The 17,173-nt window shown below is 63.8% G+C and carries 16 protein-coding genes; 7 read left to right on the top strand and 9 right to left on the bottom strand.

Annotated features, from left to right (window positions below; translation table 11 throughout):
• Window positions 1–2: 2 nt before the first annotated feature.
• The 4 genes from hpaH (at window position 3) to F758_RS51900 (ending at window position 2,643) form a co-directional block, all read left to right on the top strand.
• Entirely contained in the window at window positions 3–806 is an 804-nt protein-coding gene (hpaH, locus tag F758_RS0118855; RefSeq protein ID WP_024509326.1) for a 2-oxo-hept-4-ene-1,7-dioate hydratase, read from the top strand.
• 20 nt (window positions 807–826) lie between these two features.
• Complete coding sequence (locus tag F758_RS0118850) at window positions 827–1,219, top strand: RidA family protein (protein ID WP_024509325.1); 393 nt, start codon at window positions 827–829, stop codon at window positions 1,217–1,219.
• Window positions 1,220–1,234: 15 nt separating this feature from the next.
• A complete protein-coding gene (locus tag F758_RS0118845) occupies window positions 1,235–2,110 on the top strand; it encodes an amidohydrolase family protein (RefSeq protein WP_024509324.1) in 876 nt (291 codons plus the stop codon).
• A gap of 182 nt (window positions 2,111–2,292) precedes the next feature.
• Complete coding sequence (locus tag F758_RS51900) at window positions 2,293–2,643, top strand: Rossmann-fold NAD(P)-binding domain-containing protein (RefSeq protein WP_245286532.1); 351 nt, start codon at window positions 2,293–2,295, stop codon at window positions 2,641–2,643.
• Between the two features lie 566 nt (window positions 2,644–3,209).
• On the opposite strand, the gene F758_RS0118835 is transcribed toward F758_RS51900, so the two are convergent.
• The 4 genes from F758_RS0118835 to F758_RS0118820 all read right to left on the bottom strand — a co-directional run bounded on the left by F758_RS0118835 (window position 3,210) and on the right by F758_RS0118820 (window position 7,745).
• Window positions 3,210–3,797 carry a hypothetical protein gene (locus F758_RS0118835; RefSeq protein ID WP_024509323.1) on the bottom strand — a complete coding sequence of 196 codons (588 nt, stop codon included), beginning with the start codon at window positions 3,795–3,797 and terminating at the stop codon, window positions 3,210–3,212.
• Window positions 3,798–4,000: 203 nt separating this feature from the next.
• Complete coding sequence (htpX, locus tag F758_RS0118830) at window positions 4,001–4,942, bottom strand: zinc metalloprotease HtpX (protein WP_024509322.1); 942 nt, start codon at window positions 4,940–4,942, stop codon at window positions 4,001–4,003.
• Between the two features lie 108 nt (window positions 4,943–5,050).
• The gene (locus tag F758_RS0118825; protein WP_024509321.1) at window positions 5,051–7,102 is read right to left on the bottom strand and encodes an acetoacetate--CoA ligase; all 2,052 of its coding nucleotides are present in this window, start codon (window positions 7,100–7,102) and stop codon (window positions 5,051–5,053) included.
• A 142-nt stretch (window positions 7,103–7,244) separates the two neighbouring features.
• A complete protein-coding gene (locus tag F758_RS0118820; RefSeq protein WP_349542957.1) occupies window positions 7,245–7,745 on the bottom strand; it encodes a hypothetical protein in 501 nt (166 codons plus the stop codon).
• 442 nt (window positions 7,746–8,187) lie between these two features.
• Between F758_RS0118820 and F758_RS0118815 the strand changes: the two genes are divergently transcribed.
• Window positions 8,188–9,117, top strand: coding sequence for a glycine/sarcosine/betaine reductase selenoprotein B family protein (locus F758_RS0118815; RefSeq protein WP_024509319.1), 930 nt, complete (start codon window positions 8,188–8,190; stop codon window positions 9,115–9,117).
• A gap of 41 nt (window positions 9,118–9,158) precedes the next feature.
• Entirely contained in the window at window positions 9,159–10,352 is a 1,194-nt protein-coding gene (locus F758_RS0118810; protein ID WP_024509318.1) for a CaiB/BaiF CoA transferase family protein, read from the top strand.
• 96 nt (window positions 10,353–10,448) lie between these two features.
• On the opposite strand, the gene modC is transcribed toward F758_RS0118810, so the two are convergent.
• The 5 genes from modC to mepA form a co-directional block, all read right to left on the bottom strand.
• Entirely contained in the window at window positions 10,449–11,114 is a 666-nt protein-coding gene (modC, locus tag F758_RS0118805) for a molybdenum ABC transporter ATP-binding protein (protein ID WP_024509317.1), read from the bottom strand.
• Window positions 11,115–11,116: 2 nt separating this feature from the next.
• Entirely contained in the window at window positions 11,117–11,812 is a 696-nt protein-coding gene (gene modB / locus F758_RS0118800; RefSeq protein WP_024509316.1) for a molybdate ABC transporter permease subunit, read from the bottom strand.
• Between the two features lies 1 nt (window position 11,813).
• Complete coding sequence (modA, locus tag F758_RS0118795) at window positions 11,814–12,611, bottom strand: molybdate ABC transporter substrate-binding protein (RefSeq protein ID WP_024509315.1); 798 nt, start codon at window positions 12,609–12,611, stop codon at window positions 11,814–11,816.
• 168 nt (window positions 12,612–12,779) lie between these two features.
• Window positions 12,780–13,310 (bottom strand): hypothetical protein, encoded by a 531-nt coding sequence (locus F758_RS0118790; protein WP_245286531.1) that lies wholly within the window; start codon window positions 13,308–13,310, stop codon window positions 12,780–12,782.
• A gap of 171 nt (window positions 13,311–13,481) precedes the next feature.
• Window positions 13,482–14,441, bottom strand: coding sequence for a penicillin-insensitive murein endopeptidase (gene mepA / locus F758_RS0118785; RefSeq protein ID WP_024509313.1), 960 nt, complete (start codon window positions 14,439–14,441; stop codon window positions 13,482–13,484).
• Window positions 14,442–14,947: 506 nt separating this feature from the next.
• Between mepA and F758_RS0118780 the strand changes: the two genes are divergently transcribed.
• On the top strand, window positions 14,948–17,173 hold the full coding sequence (locus F758_RS0118780) for a putative bifunctional diguanylate cyclase/phosphodiesterase (RefSeq protein WP_024509312.1): 2,226 nt from the start codon (window positions 14,948–14,950) through the stop codon (window positions 17,171–17,173).

Here is a 17,173-nt window from a genome sequence, read left to right as displayed (position 1 = left end):
CCATGCTCGATCAAGCCACCATCAAGCGTCTCGCCGAGCGGCTCGACGAGGCCGAGCGCAGCAAGAAGCTCATAACCATGTTCACCCGCGAGCATCCTGACCTGACGATCGAGGATGCCTACGCGATCCAGCGGGCCTGGACGCAGCTTCAGCTCGGACGCGGTCGCGTCATCAAGGGTCACAAGATCGGTTTGACGTCGAAGGCGATGCAAAGCGCGGTCGGGATCGCCGAGCCGGATTACGGCGTGCTGTTCGCGGACATGTTCTATCCCGATGCGACCGAGATCCCGTTCGATCGCTTTCACGCGCCACGCATCGAGGTCGAGCTCGCCTTCGTGCTGAAGGCGCCGCTGCGCGGGCCGGATTGCACGATCTTCGACGTGCTCAACGCTGCCGACTATGTGACGCCGGCGCTCGAAATCCTCGAAACCCGCATGCATCGCGTCGATCCCGAGACCGGGAAGACCCGAAAGGTCATGGACACGATCTCGGATAATGCCGCGAATGCCGCGCTGGTGTTGGGCGGGCGACCGTTCCGGCCGCTGGAGGCTGACTTGCGCTGGATCGGCGCGCTTCTGTTCCGCAATGGCCAGATCGAGGAGACGGGACTGGCGGCCGGCGTGCTCAACCATCCCGCGAACGGGATCGCCTGGCTTGCCAATCGGCTGGCGCCGCATGACGAGCATCTTGCGGCCGGCGAGGTCGTGCTCGCCGGATCCTTCACCCGTCCGATCGATATCCGCCGCGGCGACACGTTTCATGCCGATTACGGCGCCTTCGGCTCGGTGTCCTGCCAATTTGCGTGATCTGGAAGGAGAACAGCGTCATGATGGATCAAGTACGGCGCAAGAGCGTCCATATCGGCGGCTTCAAGCACGCCAATCCGATTCCGAACGCCTGCCGGATCGGTAATCTCGTGATGTCAGGCGTCATCCTCGGCCGCGATCCGGCAAGCGGCAACATGCCTTCGAGCCTGGAGGCGCAGTGCGCCAACATGTTCGTCCACATGAAGGCGACGGTGGAAGCCGCGGGCGGCAGCACCGATGACATCATCAAGATGACGGTGTGGCTCAAGGATCGCTCCCAGCGCGGTCCGGTCAATGCCGAATGGCTGAAGATGTTTCCCGACGAGCATTCGCGCCCCGCGCGTCATTCCCTGCAGATGGACATGGAAGGCGGCGCGTTGGTGCAGTGCGATTTCACCGCCGTCATCGACTAACGCGGACCCACGCCCATGCCGACCTATCTTCCCTTTGATCCGAACCCGCGCCGGCCCTCAAAGCTGCCGCCGCCCAAGACCGTCGACAGCCAGTTCCATGTGCTCGGGCCGCTGGAGAAATATCCGGTGCGTCCCGGCGCCGCCTATCAGATGCCGAGTGCGACCTGGGAGGCGGCGCTACGCATGCACAAAGCGCTTGGGATCGAGCGCGGCATTATCGTGCAGACGACGACTTATGGCGCCGATCACGCGGTAGTGCTGGATGGTCTCGCCGCCATGGGCCCGAACTATCGCGGCTGCGCCAATGCGCTGGTGTTCGCGGAGGCGAACGACGCCTATCTCGCGAGGCTGCACCATGCCGGCGTGCGCGGCGCGCGGTTCAGTTTCCGCCAGGAGCTCGGGGCGGTGCTGTCGGACAAGGATTTCGCCCGCGCAATCTCGCGAATCCGCGAGCTCGGCTGGTATGTGAAGATCCAACCCGAAAAGGACGGCATCATCTCGAGCGTCGAGAAGTACGAGGACCTCGACGTACCGGTGCTGATCGATCACATGGCCCGGCCCGATCCCACCCGCGGCAAGGACGATCCGAACCTGCGCAAGATGCTGGAGCTGCTCGCGAAGGGCAATTTCTGGGTGATGCTCTCGCTCGGCGAGAAGACCTCGAAGGCCGGTCCGCCCTGGGATGACGTCATCTCGATTGCTCGCTCCTATATCGAGGCCGCGCCAGATCGCTGCGTCTGGGCGAGCGACTGGCCGCATCCGGTCTCTGTGGTGCAGCCGCCCAACGACGCCGATCTGTTGGAGCTGATGTATCGCTACGCCTCCGACCAGGCGACGCTGGAAAAGATCCTGGTTCACAACCCGGCCAAGCTGTTCGGGTTTCCCGATTGAGCGGACGGCAAGCTGGAGCACGCTCCTTCATGCGCGGCTGTAGCTGAATTAGCGCAAGTGCTGGGAAACGAATTGGGACCTCGTTCGTTCCCGGTTTGATGACAGCCATCCTGATCTCGGGCGCTGGGATCGGCGGACCGGCGCTTGCCTTTTGGCTGAAGGCCGCCGGCTTCGAGCCGACGTTGGTCGAGCGTGCTCCCGCGTTACGCAGCGGAGGCTACGTGATCGATTTTTGGGGACTGGGCTATGACATCGCTGAGCGGATGGCATTGCTCCCGGAGATCAATCGCAATGACTATCATGTCCAGGAAGCGCGAATCGTGGATCACGCTGGCCGGCGGTTGGCTGGCTTCGGCACCAAGGTCTTCTCCGAACTGACCGGTGGGCGCTATGTGACCCTGCCGCGCAGCCGCCTGTCGCGCTTGTTGTTCGCCAAGGTCGAAGATCGCATCGAAAGTATTTTCGGCGACGAGATTGTCGCGTTTGAAGAGCTGCCGGATTGCGTCCGGGTCGAGTTGAAAAAATGCGGGTGAACGTCGCTTCGATCTTTTGATCGGTGCGGACGGCCTCCATTCAGCCGTTCGCAGGCTCGTCTTCGGGCCGCAGGCGCAGTTCGAGAGACATCTCGGCTATGTGGTCGCAGCATTCGAGGTTGATGGCTATCGTCCGCGCGACGAGGATGTGTATCTGATCTATGGACAGCCTGGCCGGATGGTCGGGCCTACGTGCTGGCGGGTGAACTCGCTAGCGCGCGTGGTCGTTATCAAGAGGCATTTGCCAGATACGGCGCGCTGTTGAGGAGCTATGTCGATACCAAGCAGCGTGGCGCAGAGCGCTTTGCCGGTGCGTTCGCGCCGAGAACGCGCGCGGGCATGCTCTTCCGCAATCTCGTTGTTATAACCTTCGCCATACCTGGCCTGGCAAGGCTCGCTGTGGGCGGGGATATCGCGGATGCCTTGCAGCTTCCCCATTATAGCTGGCCGTCGCTTGAGCAATTGCTAGCCGCCTGACTATCCGCGTTCAATCGCGATCGCCGCGAAACGGGCGCGCGGACGAGAGTTTGCACGATACTTGTATGCAGCGTTCCCGCGGGACGCGCTCAATCCTCCTTGATCCATTCCGCGAGCGGCATGACATCGGGCGGTTCGGCGTAGCCGTGGGTCCACATGTCCACGACCCATTCGACCTTGGTCGCGCGGTCGATGAGCACAGCGGTATTGTGCGGCAACTGCAGCACCAGTGCGTTGCCGCGGTAATGCGGGTCGCCGACGGTATGATATTTCAGAAGTCCCCACTCCTGCAGGACGAGCAGCAGACTCGTCGTGTTGCGGGTGGTATCCCAGCAATCGAAATTGTGCGTGGAGTCGAGTGCGCGAATGTCGGCTTTCGCCACGCGCTTGTCCGTGCCAATGACCGGCCCCATGCGGCGATCGAACCAGACCATGGCCTTCTGCACCGCGGCTCGCTCCGCGGCGGCTGAACCGCGCCCGCTTGCGAGAATCTTGCCGAGCGCGCTGCGGTCGGCGGGCGTGAAGTCCAGCATTTCGCGCCGCCGGCAGACGAAACCATAGCACACGGTCATCGATCGCGCCGACGGAGGGAAGATCGACACTGTCGTGTAGAGGGCCGACTGGGCAGCCGACAGTTCGACCGCTGCGGCCGGCGTGGCGAGGCAGCACCATCCCATGGCACACAATCCAAATGCAGCCGCTCCCAAACCACTCCGCGCGAGCCTTGCAGCAGTCGCGCGCGGTTGCTTCCTATTCGCAAGCCTCATCGACGGTCTTGAGCCCCTGCCGGAATCTATCGGAAGGGTAACGCGGTGGCGTCGCGATGCCAAGAGAAGCGCTTGCCGGACCGGGATAACTCCGCGAGCCCGCGCGCCCCGCCTCACCCCCAGGGGCCGCGAGGACGTGGCGAGCGGCCCCACGGGTTACGCGCGGAGTCGTCGGTCTCGGCCCGAGTCCAAGGCCCAGCTCCCGGCGTGCCGAGTTCGGTCGCGAGCTGCTGCAAGGCTGCGATGCGGTTCGCGGTCGACGGATGGGTCGCAAACAGGTTGTCGATGCCGTGGCCCGACAGCGGATTGATGATGAACAGGTGTGCGGTTGCCGGATTGTGCTCGGCATCCATGTTCGGGATCTGGTGGGCGGCGCTTTCGATCTTAGCGAGCGCGGAGGCGAGCCACATCGGCTGCCCCGCGATGCGCGCGCCGAGATTGTCGGCGGCGTATTCGCGCGTGCGGCTGATCGCCATCTGCACCAGCATGGCGGCGAGCGGCGCCAGGATCATCATGACGATCGACGCGATCGCACCGGGGCCGCTGTTGTTGTTGCGGTGGCCGCCGAAAAATATCCCGAACTGCGCGAGCATCGAGATTGCGCCGGCGATGGTCGCGGTGACCGTCATCAGCAGCGTGTCGTGATGTTTGACATGGGCGAGCTCGTGGGCGATCACGCCGGCAAGCTCTTCGCGGCTGAGGGATTGCATCAATCCGGTGGTCACGGCCACCGCCGCGTTTTGCGGGTTGCGGCCCGTCGCAAACGCGTTGGGCTGCGGGTTCTCCATCACGAAGACGCGCGGCATGGGCAGGCCGGCACGGCCGGCGAGCCCCGCCACAAGCTCGACGAGCTCGGGCGCGGAGTTTCGGTCGACCTCCTGGGCGCCGTAGGTCGCCAGCACCATGCGGTCGGAATTCCAATAGGCGAACAGGTTGGTTGCGCCGGCGATCAGAAGCGCGATGATCGCGCCCTTGCCGCCGCCGATCAGGTAACCGACGCCCATGAACAGGGCTGTGAGGCCCGCCAGCAGGATTGCAGTTCGGAAATAATTCATCACCGCCTCCCTCCTGCCGCGCCGGGGCGCGCGGCAGCTCCTATTCAGGTAGGGATCGGGGTTGCGGCGCCGCAAGATGGTGTAGGTGCGTCGCCGCGCCGCGCACTGCTACGCGGCGCTTCTCCCCAGGTAGTTCCTGGCAAATTCCAGATACCAATCCAGGCATCCAGGATTGGCCATCGCTTCCTTGTTGATGACTTTCTCCACGGCATGACCGAGCAGGAGTTTTTTGATCGGCAATTCCTGTTTCTTGCCGGACAGTGTCCGCGGAATCTCGGGGACAGCGATAATCTCGTTTGGCAGGAAACGGCGCGACAGGCCGGATTCAATCGCCCTGTTGATCTTGGCCTGCATCGCCGCATCCAGCGCGATGCCCTCGCGCAGCACCACGAACAGGGGCATGTAGCTTTCGCGCCCGAGATATTCGAGGTCGACGACCAGGGAATCCAGCACCTCCGGCAGCGCCTCGATCGCCGAGTAGAGTTCGCTCGTGCCCATGCGCAGGCCATGGCGGTTGATCGTCGCATCACTGCGGCCATAGATCACACAGGAGCCGTCCGGATTGATCTTCAGCCAGTCGCCGTGACGCCAGACCGGTCCGCGGCCGCTGCCGTCGAAATTGTCGGGATAGGTCTCGAAGTAGCTCGCGCGGTAGCGCTGGTCGCCTTCGTCGTTCCAGAAGCGCAGCGGCATCGAAGGCAACGGCTCGGTGCAAACGAGTTCGCCGACGTCGCCGATCACGGCGCGGCCTTGGTCGTCGAAGGCTTCCACCGCGCAGCCGAGCAGGCGGCACTGCATCGTACCAGGCGTTTGCGGCAGTTCGCGATTTCCCCCGATGAAAGCGCCTGCAAAGTCGGTGCCGCCCGATATGTTCGCCCACCACATGTCTTCTTGCGCGCCGTTGCCGTTGATCTTGGCAAGTGCCGCAAAGCGCGTATTGAACCATCCTTGCGTGTCGGCGCTCAGCGGCGAACCTGTAGAGCCAAGCGCGCGCAACTGCGAGAGGTCGCCCACGGATTCAAGATCGATGTCGGCCTTGCTGCAGTTTGCAAAGAATGCCGCGCCTGCACCAAAGAAGGTCGCCTTCGCGCTGGCGGCGAAGCGCCACAGTGTCGTCCAGTCCGGCTTGTCCTTGGATCCGCCGGGGCTTCCGTCGAAGATGCAGCAGGTCGTTCCGTTCAGAAGCCCGTTGACTTGCGAGTTCCACATGATCCAGCCGATCGAGTTGTACCAGTGGAAACGCTCGCCAAAAGAGTTCGGCTGATAGCTGCAGCCGATATCGTTGTGCAGCGTCATAAGCGGCAGCGCCACCACAACGACACCGCCATGGCTGTGAACGATCGGCTTTGGCAGGCCGGTCGTTCCGCTCGAATAGACGATCCAGAGCGGGTGGTCGAACGGCAGCCAGGCCGGCTCGAATGTGTCGATCGCAGTGCTTCTGCTGGAGAGGATTTTCGACAGCAGCGGATCGGATGTCGCCGGATCTTCCTTGCCATCGCTCTGCAGAATGAAGTGCTCGACTGACGGCAACGCGCGGCGCAGCTCGTCGATGACGGCCCGGCGATCGTGCCGCCGGCCGGCATAGGTGACGGCGTCGCAGGCGATCAGCACCTTTGGCTCGATCTGTTTGAACCGGTCGATCACCGCGGGCGCCGCCATATCAGGCGCACAGACGCTCCAGATTGCGCCGATGCTCGCGGTGGCAAGAAACGCGATGATGGTTTCAGGGACGTTCGGCAGGTAAGCCGCGACGCGATCACCGGGGCCGACGCCTTTTTTCCTCAGGTACAGGGCAAGCGCCGCCGCCTGCCGCCGCAGTTCCGGCCAGCTCGTTTCCTTCAGCACGCCGTCTTCGCCGCTGGCAATGATCGCCGGCATTCCGGCGGCGTCCGCCGCCTCGACGTGCCGGAACACCTGTTGCGCGTAGTTCACCGATGCGCCCGGAAACCAGATCGCGCCCGGCATCTTGCGCTGGCTCAGCACGGCGCGAAACGGTGTCGCCGATTGCAGGTCGAAATAGTCCCATATGCTCCGCCAGAAGACGTCGATGTCGCGCACGGACCACTGCCGCAATTCCTCGTAATTGGAAAAACTCAGGCCGCGTTGATCGGCGAGCCAGCGGCGATAGAGCGTGATCTGGGGGACGTAAGGTGCTGTCATGGTCGTTGGGGTTGGGTTGCGGAGGGGGTTGCCCGGCTGAGATCTCAGCATAGCAGAAGTTCCGCAGGGGATATCATCGCAAGGCGGCCCGGGCCCCCGCCGCGTGGCAAGCCGCAATCCCGACCGCGTGCCGGCGGGTGAGTCAGCGGCGAGCGCCGAAGGCAAACGGAGAAGCGCCGGGCAGCAAGGGTGAATTGATGTCGCCGTCGATGCGGCTCGACTGCTGCGTGTAGCCGACCCCGAGGGACAGGCTGACATTCGGCGTGGCCTGGATTTCCACGCCCGCATGCGCGCTATAGCCGGGCAGTGTGCTGGACACGGAGTCGAAGGGAGCAAAAGGGCCGCCGATGCCGGAATTGTATTTCAAGGTGTCGAAACCGGCGTAGACCGTGAGGGGCAGTCCGCCCGCGCTTCCGAAGTTGTAGCCGAACTGCACGCCTTCGGTAGAGAGCAAGCCGAAATTGCCAAAAGCGGCATTCTGGGTCATGCCGCTCATGCTCAAACCCAGGCCGCTGCGTTCGCTGCCGACAAACCAGCCGTTCGGGAAATTGTAGCGCGCATAGGAAAAGCCGCCGCCTCGGGCGTCGCTGGCCTCAAAGCTCGGAAAGTCGCCGTACGTGTTCACGTCCTGGCCCGCGGCCATGTTTCCACTGAAGCCGAGGGGCCAACCCGGGATCCAATATGTCACAGGGGCGGCCTGGGCGTGGGCCGTTCGCGCGCCCACACAGAGCGCCGCCAATACGAGTGCGAGACCCAATTTGCCTGAGAAAACGGACATCTGCGCTACCACCAACGTTCTGCAAACTATACGCTCCAGCGTCGTCCCGGACAAGCCAACGGGTCTGCGCGGAAGCGCGGCCCCATAACAGGCTCCGCGCAGATCCAAGACCAACAGCCACAGGATCTGGTTTTTGCGAAGGACGTTGTCCGATCGAGTTCATCTTGGCCTTCGCCGGGACGACTCCACGGCACAGCCGGGCAGCGCTGCTATATCTGCTGTTGAGCAACAGGCGAACTAACCCTACTCTTGGAGCCAAGACATAACGCAACGGTGGAAACCCCAGAGAGACATCAGAGACACCAGCATGTCCGTTCCCTCAGATGAACAATTCGGCTTCGCGCCCGACTACGATGCGCCCGTGCCCTATATGCAGCGCACCCGCGAATACTACGCCGCCATTGGTTACACGACACCGTACCGCTGGGCGCACTACGTCGACGCGCCGTTCCAGCCCTTGAAAAAACCGTTGGCGCAATCGCGCGTGACGATCGTCACAACGGCCGCACCCTATGATCCGGCGAAGGGCGATCAGGGGCCCGGCGCGCCCTACAACGGCAGCGCAAAATTCTACAAGGTCTACGACGGCGATACGTCGAAGCCGCACGATTTGCGTATCTCGCATATCGGCTATGATCGCAAGCACACCAGCGCGACCGACAGCGGCACCTGGTTTCCGCTGCCGCAGCTCTTGCAGGCGCAAGCCAAAGGGCGCATCGGCGAGGTCGCACCGCGCTTTTTCGGCGCGCCGACCAACCGCAGCCACCGCGTGACCATCGATATCGATGCGCCCGATATCCTCGCCCGCTGCATCGCCGATCACGTCGATGCCGTCGTGCTGGTGCCGAATTGCCCGGTCTGCCACCAGACCACCGCGCTCGTCGCCCGCCATCTCGAGGCCAATGGCATTCCCACCGTGGTGATGGGATGCGCAAAGGACATCGTCGAGCACGCGGCCGTGCCGCGCTTTTTGTTCAGCGACTTCCCGCTCGGCAATTCCGCCGGCAAGCCGCATGACGTAGAATCGCAGGCGGTGACGCTCGAATTGGCGTTGCGTTTGTTGGAGCGGGCGTTCGGCCCGCGCACCACCATGCAATCGCCGCTGCGCTGGAGCGAGGATGCCTCCTGGAAGCTCGACTACAACAACATCGCGCAGATGAGCGAGGGCGAACTAGCGCGGCGGCGCGCCGAGTTCGACAGGCAAAAGGAGATCGCGCGGGGCAATCGCGCCGCCTGACGCTGGCAGTCGTAACAAAAAACCATCGGGAGGAGACCGAGGTGACCCGACCGTTCGAGGGCGTGAAGATTCTCGACTTCACGCAGGTGTTGGCCGGTCCCTATGCGAGCTACCAGCTTGCGCTTCTGGGCGCCGACGTGATCAAGGTGGAGCGCCGGGATGGCGAGGACATGCGCCGCACGCCGCTCAGCCGCGAATGGGCCGAGCGCGGTCTCGCCCCGGCCTTTCAAGCCATCAACGGCAACAAGCGCAGCCTGACGCTTGATCTGCAAAAGCCGCAAGCCGTTGCCATCGTCAAGCAGCTCGCCGCGCAAGCCGACGTGGTGATGGAGAATTTCCGGCCCGGCGTCATGGACAAGCTGGGCATCGGCTATGAGGCGCTCTCGGCAATCAATCCACGGCTGATCTATTGCGCGATATCGGGCTTCGGCCAGACCGGTCCGGAGCGGCTTGCCGCCGGCTATGACGGCAAGATCCAGGCGATGAGCGGCATCATGGCGATCACGGGTCACCCCGAAACCGGGCCGACGCGTGCCGGCTTTGCGGTGTGCGACGTGCTGTCCGGCGCTACGGCGGCGTTCGGCGTCTCCAGCGCGCTGTTTCAGCGCAGCCATACCGGCAAGGGCCAACTTGTCGACGTCTCGATGCTGGAAGCGTCGCTCGCGTTCCTGTCGGGGCAGATCGCCGACTACTCGGTGGCCGGCCATCGCCAGCAATTGTCCGGCAATCAGGCGGTGAGCCGCAAGGTGACGGCAAATCTGTTTAAGGCAGGCGAGGGCTATTTGCTGCTCGCCGTGAACAATGAGAAGCAGTACCGCGCGCTGATGATTGCGCTCGGCCGCGAAGATGCGCTGGCCGATCCGCGCTTCGTCGATTGGTTCGCACGGCAGGAAAACGAGCCGGCGCTGCGCGCCATCATCGAGGAGGCGCTTGCCAAGAAGGATCCGCGGGAGTGGGAGAAGATCCTGGACACAGCCGGCGCGCCTTGCGCCAGCATCTGGAAGATCGAGGAGATCATCGATCACCCGCACATCGTCGCGCGCGGCGCCATTCAGGAGATCGACACGGCTTACGGCCGCCTGCGCTTTGCCGGCAGTGGCTTTAAGCTCGCCCATGGCGGCGGCCGTCTCGATTCAATGGCACCCGCACTCGGCGCCCATACCGACGAGGTGCTGTCTTCGCTTGGCTACGATGCGGACGCGATCGCGGATCTGCGGGCGCGAGAGGTTGTCTGAATTCCAAGCTCCGTCATTCCGGGGCGGTGCAAGGCACCGAACCCGGAAATCTCGAGGTTCCGGGTTCGCGCTTGCGCGCGCCCCTGGAACGACAGCCTATCCCGCCAGCACTTTCACCCCGCCGAAGGACGTCACCCGTCCATTCTTCAGCAGCACAATTTGCGTGGCAAGCTGGCGCAGTTCGGCGGGGTCGTGGCTGACATAGACCATGGGAATCCGCGCCTCGTCGCGTAGCCGCACCAGGTAGGGCAGGATTTCCGCGCGCCGCCCTTCGTCCAGCGCTCCCAGCGGCTCGTCGAGCAAGAGCAGCCGCGGCTTCGACAGCAGGGCGCGGCCGAGCGCCACGCGCTGGCGCTCGCCGCCCGACAATTTGCCGGGCCGGCGAGACAGCAGATGCCCGATGTCGAGCAGGTCGGTGACGCGCCTGCGCTGGGCTGGATCATCGGCGATGCCGTTCATGCGCCGCCCGTAGTCGAGATTTTGCGCCACATTGAGATGCGGAAACAGCCGCGCATCCTGGAACACATAGCCGATGCGGCGTCGCCAGGCCGGGATATGAATGCCCTTTTTGGTATCGTCCAGGATCTCCCCGTCGATGGAAATGGTGCCGCGATCGGGCTGCAAGAGCCCCGCGATCATGTTGATCAGCGAGCTCTTCCCGGCGCCGGAAGCGCCGAACAGTCCGGTGACACGGCCTTCACTGGTGAAGGAAGCCGACAGCGAGAACTCACCGAGCTGCTTTTCGATGTCGACGCGCAGCATCGTCAATTTCCATGCAAGCGCCTGGTGGCGCGGCGGGCAAACCATTCCGCGCCGATCAGTGCGGCAACGGCGATGATGACGGACACCACGACCAGCCGCAACGCCGCGGCATCGCCGTCCGGCGTCTGGATCAGCGAATAGATGGCGGATGAAATGGTCTGGGTCTCGCCCGGGATGTTCGAGACGAAAGTGATGGTCGCGCCGAACTCGCCGATCGCCTTGGCAAAGCCGAGCACCATCCCGGCGAGCACGCCCGGCAGGGCCATGGGCAAGGTGACCGTCAGGAATACGCGAAATGGTGTGGCCCCCAGCGTCTCAGCCGCCTGCTCCAGCTTCTGGTCCACCGCTTCGATCGACAGCCGGATCGGACGCACCAGAAGCGGGAACGCCATGACGCCGCAGGCGAGTGCAGCGCCGGTCCAGCGGAAGGCGAAGACGATGCCGAGCGTATCGGCGAGCCAGCCGCCGACGAGGCCGCGCCGGCCGAAAGTGAGCAGCAGAAGATATCCGGTCACGACCGGCGGCAGCACCAGCGGCAGATGCACCAGCGCATCGAGAAACGACTTGCCCCAGAAGTCGCGGCGCGCAAGCAGCCAGGCCAGCGCGATCCCTAGCGGGGTTGCCACGAGTGTCGCCACCGAAGCGACCCGCAGTGACAGCAGGATCGCAGTCCATTCCGTCGGCGTAATCTCGATCACGTCAGGATGTCGGGTGGATCAGATACGTAAAGCCATATTTTTCGAAGACGGCCTTGGCCGCCTGCGAGCGCAGATAAGCGAGATATTCGGTCGCCTCCGACTTGGCGTTTGCGGTCGCCGCGACGGGGTAGATGATCGGCGGATGCGTGTCGGCCGGAAAGGTGCCGACGATCTTGACGCCGGGCTCGACCTTGGCGTCGGTCGAGTAGACGATCCCGAGGGCGGCCTCGCTGCGCGCCACCAGCGTCAGTGCGGCGCGCACGCTTTCCGCCATCGCGAACTTCGGCTCCGCGGCCTGCCACGCACCGAGCTTTTCCAGCGCGGCTTTGGCATATTTGCCGACCGGCACCGATTTGACGTCGCCGGTCGCGATGCGGCCATCGCCGGCGAGCTTTGCCAGGTCGAAACCGGGACCGATCGTGACATTGTCGATCTTGGAGTCTCTCGGCGCGATCAGCACGATGCTGTTGCCGAGCAGATTGACACGGGTCGCTTCGTTGATGTCTTTCTTGCCGATCGCGTAGTCCATCCAGTCGGTGTCGGCAGAGACAAATATGTCCGCGGGCGCGCCCTGTTCGATCTGCTTTGCCAGCGTCGAGCTCGCAGCATAGCTGGCCGAGACCTTGACGCCGGTCTTTGCCGTGAAGGCCGCATCGACGTCGTCAAGCGCATTCTTCATCGAAGCGGCGGCGAATACGGTGAGCGTCCTGTCCTCGGCGCCAGCAGGCGAATTCAGCCATCCGCAAAGAACGGGGGCAAGCAGGAAGGCGGCAAAGCGAAAACCGGCAAAGCGATGCATCATGGCGCTCCATGCGCGCCCGGCGCGCGGCAAGCGCGCGCAAAGCGGGCGTCGGGATTTTAGGATTGCGACAGGCGGAAGCGCCGTTCCGCGCATCCCCTTTGGCTTACGGCCGACCGGGATGTCACGGGCGGAACATAACAGCCTGAGGCGTCGCGTAAAGTCCCTTCATTCCGATGGCAGGATGGCGACGGATATCTGCTCATCTTCTGAGCCGCTGATTTGCAGGACCAAGGGACTCGCCGCGAGCTCGTATTTCATGGTCTTGCGGATTCCGTCGCAATCGGTGGCGCCGCTGAAGGCTTTGGGCTTGAGGAAATGCCCGTCCTGGATGACATCGACCCAGGCGCCGGACGACAGGCTGATGGTGTAGATGCCGGCCTTGGGCGGATCCTTGAAGCGCGTGAAGCCGGCGAATGTGCCCTCCTTCGGCGCGCGTTCGGGCGGCATCGGCAGCTTGGCCTCATTCGGCGCGACCAGCGACAGCGTGACACCGCCCGCGGATATGGCGGCGAGCTCATCGCCCGAGGTGAGCTTGGCTCGGTCCGGCGCGGTCAGCGCTGCGCGTTCGCGATCGATCGGCCATTTGAACTTATCGCAGCCGCTTGGCTCCTCCGCGGCCAGCGCGGGCGCGGCCAAGGCAATGAACAGCAGCGCGACGAGGCTACTTTTGATCCGGCCACGTGGATTGATACGCATGGTGATCCCCATAAAACCGACGGCACACGGGCAACGCCCGCGAGCCGAGCCGGCTTGCAAAACCGCAAGATTGACAGGACCACCGTCCCACGCTTCGGTGCGCGCTTACGGCGCCACCACGGCGAATATTAGCTTACCCGCATCGCCGACGGATAGCCCGCCCAGGAGGCGTTACTGCTTGGCGTAGTGCTTGGCGTCCGGTGCGTTCAACACTTGCCGACAGGCTGCGGGCAATTGCGCGAGCGTGATGCCGTGCTCCGGCTTCGGCGGCTCTTTCGGCGGCTCGGGGTGAAGGATCGAATCCTTGAACCAATAGGCGAGATCGGAGGACGCGCAGCCGTCTTCCTCCGGCTGATCCTTCTGGCCCTCGCAGGCGCCGTCGTCGGGCGGGCATCTCATGCGGATGTGGAAATGATAATCGTGGCCGTACCAGGGGCGGATCTTTGCAAGCCAGCTACGGTCGCCCGTCGCCTCGCGGCACAGCGCCTTCTTGATCGCCGCGTTGACGAAGATCCGCTGCACGCGCGGCTCCTGCGCGGCATCGCGCAACATCGTGAACTGAAAGGGCGTGAAAACCTTGGAATCGACGTCGAGCCGGTCGTCGCGAACCATCATGGTCGCTGCCATGTCCTCGCGCTGTTCGCGCGAGAGCAGGTGATCGGGCATAGGGGTCAGCCAGATGTCGGCATCGAGCCCGATCTGATGGCTGGCGTGGCCCGTCAGTGCCGGGCCGCCGCGGGGCTGGCCAATGTCGCCGATCAGAATTCCCGGCCAGCCGGTGTCCTTGTGCACTTTCGCCGACAAGCGCTTGAGCAGCGCGATCATGTCCGGGTGGCCCCAATTCCTGTTACGCGACAGCCGCATCACTTGCCAGGTGTCGCCCGTGATCGGCATCTCCATGGCGCCCGCGATACAGCCCTTGGAATAGGAGCCGATCGCGCGTGGCGGCATCGCCGCCGGCAGCACCTTCCGAGCGAACAGTTCCTTGGCGGGTAGCTTGGGATCGTTGGGATTGGCAAGCGGCGGCAAAGGTTTCGGGTCGAGGCTGCCTCTGTCCTGGGCCAGGGCCGCCGAAGCCGTGGCACAGAGGGTGCTGAACAGGAGCGGGATGAGAATCTGGCGGATCAGCATCGCATCACCCTAAGTAGAGAATAGAATAGCACGAAAGCGGCCGAAATGTCCCAGTCGCAATTGCTTGATCCACTGCCGCCGGGCGTGGCCAGGCAGGTGCTCTGGCCTTCGTTCCACACGTTTGCCACGATTTGATGGCCGCAGCTCGAACGCTGCGCGACGTGGCCAAGACGCGTATTTCTTAACTGCGCGATAACCCTTTTCGCGATTGATCAAATTTCATGCGCGCAAACGACGATGGGCGATTCCCTGAGCAGGCGACTCGCATATTACCTGGCGCTAAGCGAACTGCGATGATTTGGTGTCGAGGGTTGCCAACTGCGAGTTGTGTCGCAAGGCCGTGATCCACTTGTGCCTGATGCCTCGCCTCACAAAAGGGCAGGCCGCGATGCGGAAATGGAGAGGGGGTTCGCACGCTCTGCGAGAGGCCAAAGCGGAAAGATACCTTTTTTTTAAGACACTTGGCTGAAAACACGGGCCGCGCAGAATGCGAGTGGGGGCGCTCGATGCCGAGAATCCGGCCAGTCAAAAAGAAACTCAAGCGTGCGGTGGCCGCCCGCAAGTCGCGCCGTCCCGTCAAGCCCACGCCGAAGCTCGCAGGGGAGCGCCAGCGTTCTATCCTTCAAGCCGCTGAGATCGCCCGCGCCGAAGCGGAGGCCGCGATCACGGAAGCGCGGAAGTCACACGAGCGGCTGCGCGAAGCAATCGAGATCCTGCCGCAGGGCATCGTCTTTCTCGATGCGGAGGGACGCTATATCCTCTGGAACAAGAAGTACGCGGAGATCTACAGCCGAACCGCAGACCTGTTCGAGCCGGGTGTGCGGCTGCAGGATACGCTTCGCGTCGGCGTCGCCCGTGGCGATTACCCCGAAGCCGTCGGGTGCGAAGAGCAATGGATCGCCGAGCGGCTCGCCAAGATGCATCAGCCCGGCGAGCGCCATGAGCAGAAGCTCGCGGACGGCCGCACCATCTTGATTGAGGAGCGGCTGACCAAGGATGGCGGTGTGGTCGGCTTGCGCGTCGACATCACCGAGCTGAAGCAGCGTGAGGCATCATTCCGTCTTCTGTTCGACGGCAATCCCGTTCCGATGATCGTCTGTGCGCTCGACGACGGCCGCATTCTCGCCGTCAACGACGCCGCGGTCGAGCATTATGGCTATGGCCGGGCGGAATTCGAAAGGCTCACGATTCGCAATCTGCAGGCATTCGAGAGCGAGCCGCCATGGGATGGCGCTCGCTCGAACGACGAGCAGGCGGCGCGGACCTGGAAGCATGTCAAGGCCGACGGATCGCTGATCGATCTTGCCATCTATTCCCGTGAGCTCGTGTACAAGGAACGGCCCGCGATGCTGCTGGCGCTGATGGACATCAGCGAACGCAAGCGCGCGGAGGCGCGGCTCGCCTTTTTGGCCCAGCATGACGGACTGACCGGGCTGCCGAACCGCAACCTGCTGCGGCAGCAGATGGATGATGTTCTCGCGCACACGCGCCGGAGCGTCGACAAAGTCGCGGTGCTGGTGCTCGGGCTGGACAACTTCAAGGCGGTCAACGACACGTTCGGGCACGGCGTTGGCGATCGTCTGTTGCGCGCCGTTGCCAAGCGCCTGCGCTCGAGCCTGCGCGAGGAAGACACGCTTGCCCGTCTCAACTCCGATGAGTTTGCCGTCATTCAGAGCGGACTGACGCGTCCTGAAGACGCGGTGCTGCTCGCCCGGCGCCTGCTTGAGGCGATCGCCGATCCCTTTCTGTTCGACGGCCATTCGCTCGTCATCGGCGCTACCATCGGCATCGCGATGGCGCCCAGCGATGGCGATGATTCGGAAAAATTGTTGAAGAACGCCGATATGGCGCTGTCGCGCGCCAAGAACGACTCGCGCGGCACCTTCAGCTTCTTCGAAGCCGGCATGGACGCGCGTGCGCAGAGCCGGCGCAAGATTGAGACGGATCTGCGCGACGCCATCCAGAACGAGCAACTGCGGCCGTATTACCAGCCGCTGGTCGATCTGTCCCGCGGTCGCATCACCGGCTTCGAGGCGCTGGTGCGCTGGCCGCACCGGGAGCGCGGCATGGTGTCGCCGGCTGAGTTCATTCCGGTCGCCGAGGAGACGGGCCTGATCAACGGGGTCGGCGGCCTGATGCTGCGGCGCGCCTGCATGGACGCGGCAAGCTGGCCCGACGAAGTTCGCGTCGCCGTGAACCTGTCACCCGCGCAATTCCGCACTGGCAATCTGCTGGCGCTCGTGATGGATGCTCTGAGGCGGTCAGGCCTGGCGGCCAAGCGGCTGGAGCTCGAGATCACGGAGACGCTGCTCCTGGAGAAGAGCAGCCAGGTGCTGGCGACGCTGCATGCGCTTCGCGCGCTGGGGGTGCGCATCTCCATGGACGATTTCGGCACCGGCTATTCCAGCTTGAGCTATCTGCGCAGCTTCCCCTTCGACAAGATCAAGATCGACCAGTCTTTCGTGCGTGATCTCGGCGCCAATCGCGAGGCGCAGGCGATCATTCGCTCGATCGTCAGCCTCGGCAAGGGGCTCGGCGTCACCATCACCGCCGAAGGCGTGGAGACCGAGGCCGAGCTGAGCTGCCTGCGCGCCGAAGGATGCGATGAAGGGCAGGGCTTTCTGTTCAGCCGCGCCCGTCCCAATGATGAGATCGTCGAGCTCTTGCGCGCGCAGCGCGGAGCGGACACAGCTCCGCTGGAGTCGAGCCCGGCGAAGGTGCGCGTCGCGTGA

Origin of the sequence: Bradyrhizobium sp. ARR65 (assembly GCF_000472385.1) — a bacterium.
Lineage (GTDB): Bacteria > Pseudomonadota > Alphaproteobacteria > Rhizobiales > Xanthobacteraceae > Bradyrhizobium.
Note: the sequence above shows the minus strand (reverse complement) of the source record. Positions and strands in the feature narration are given on the sequence as shown.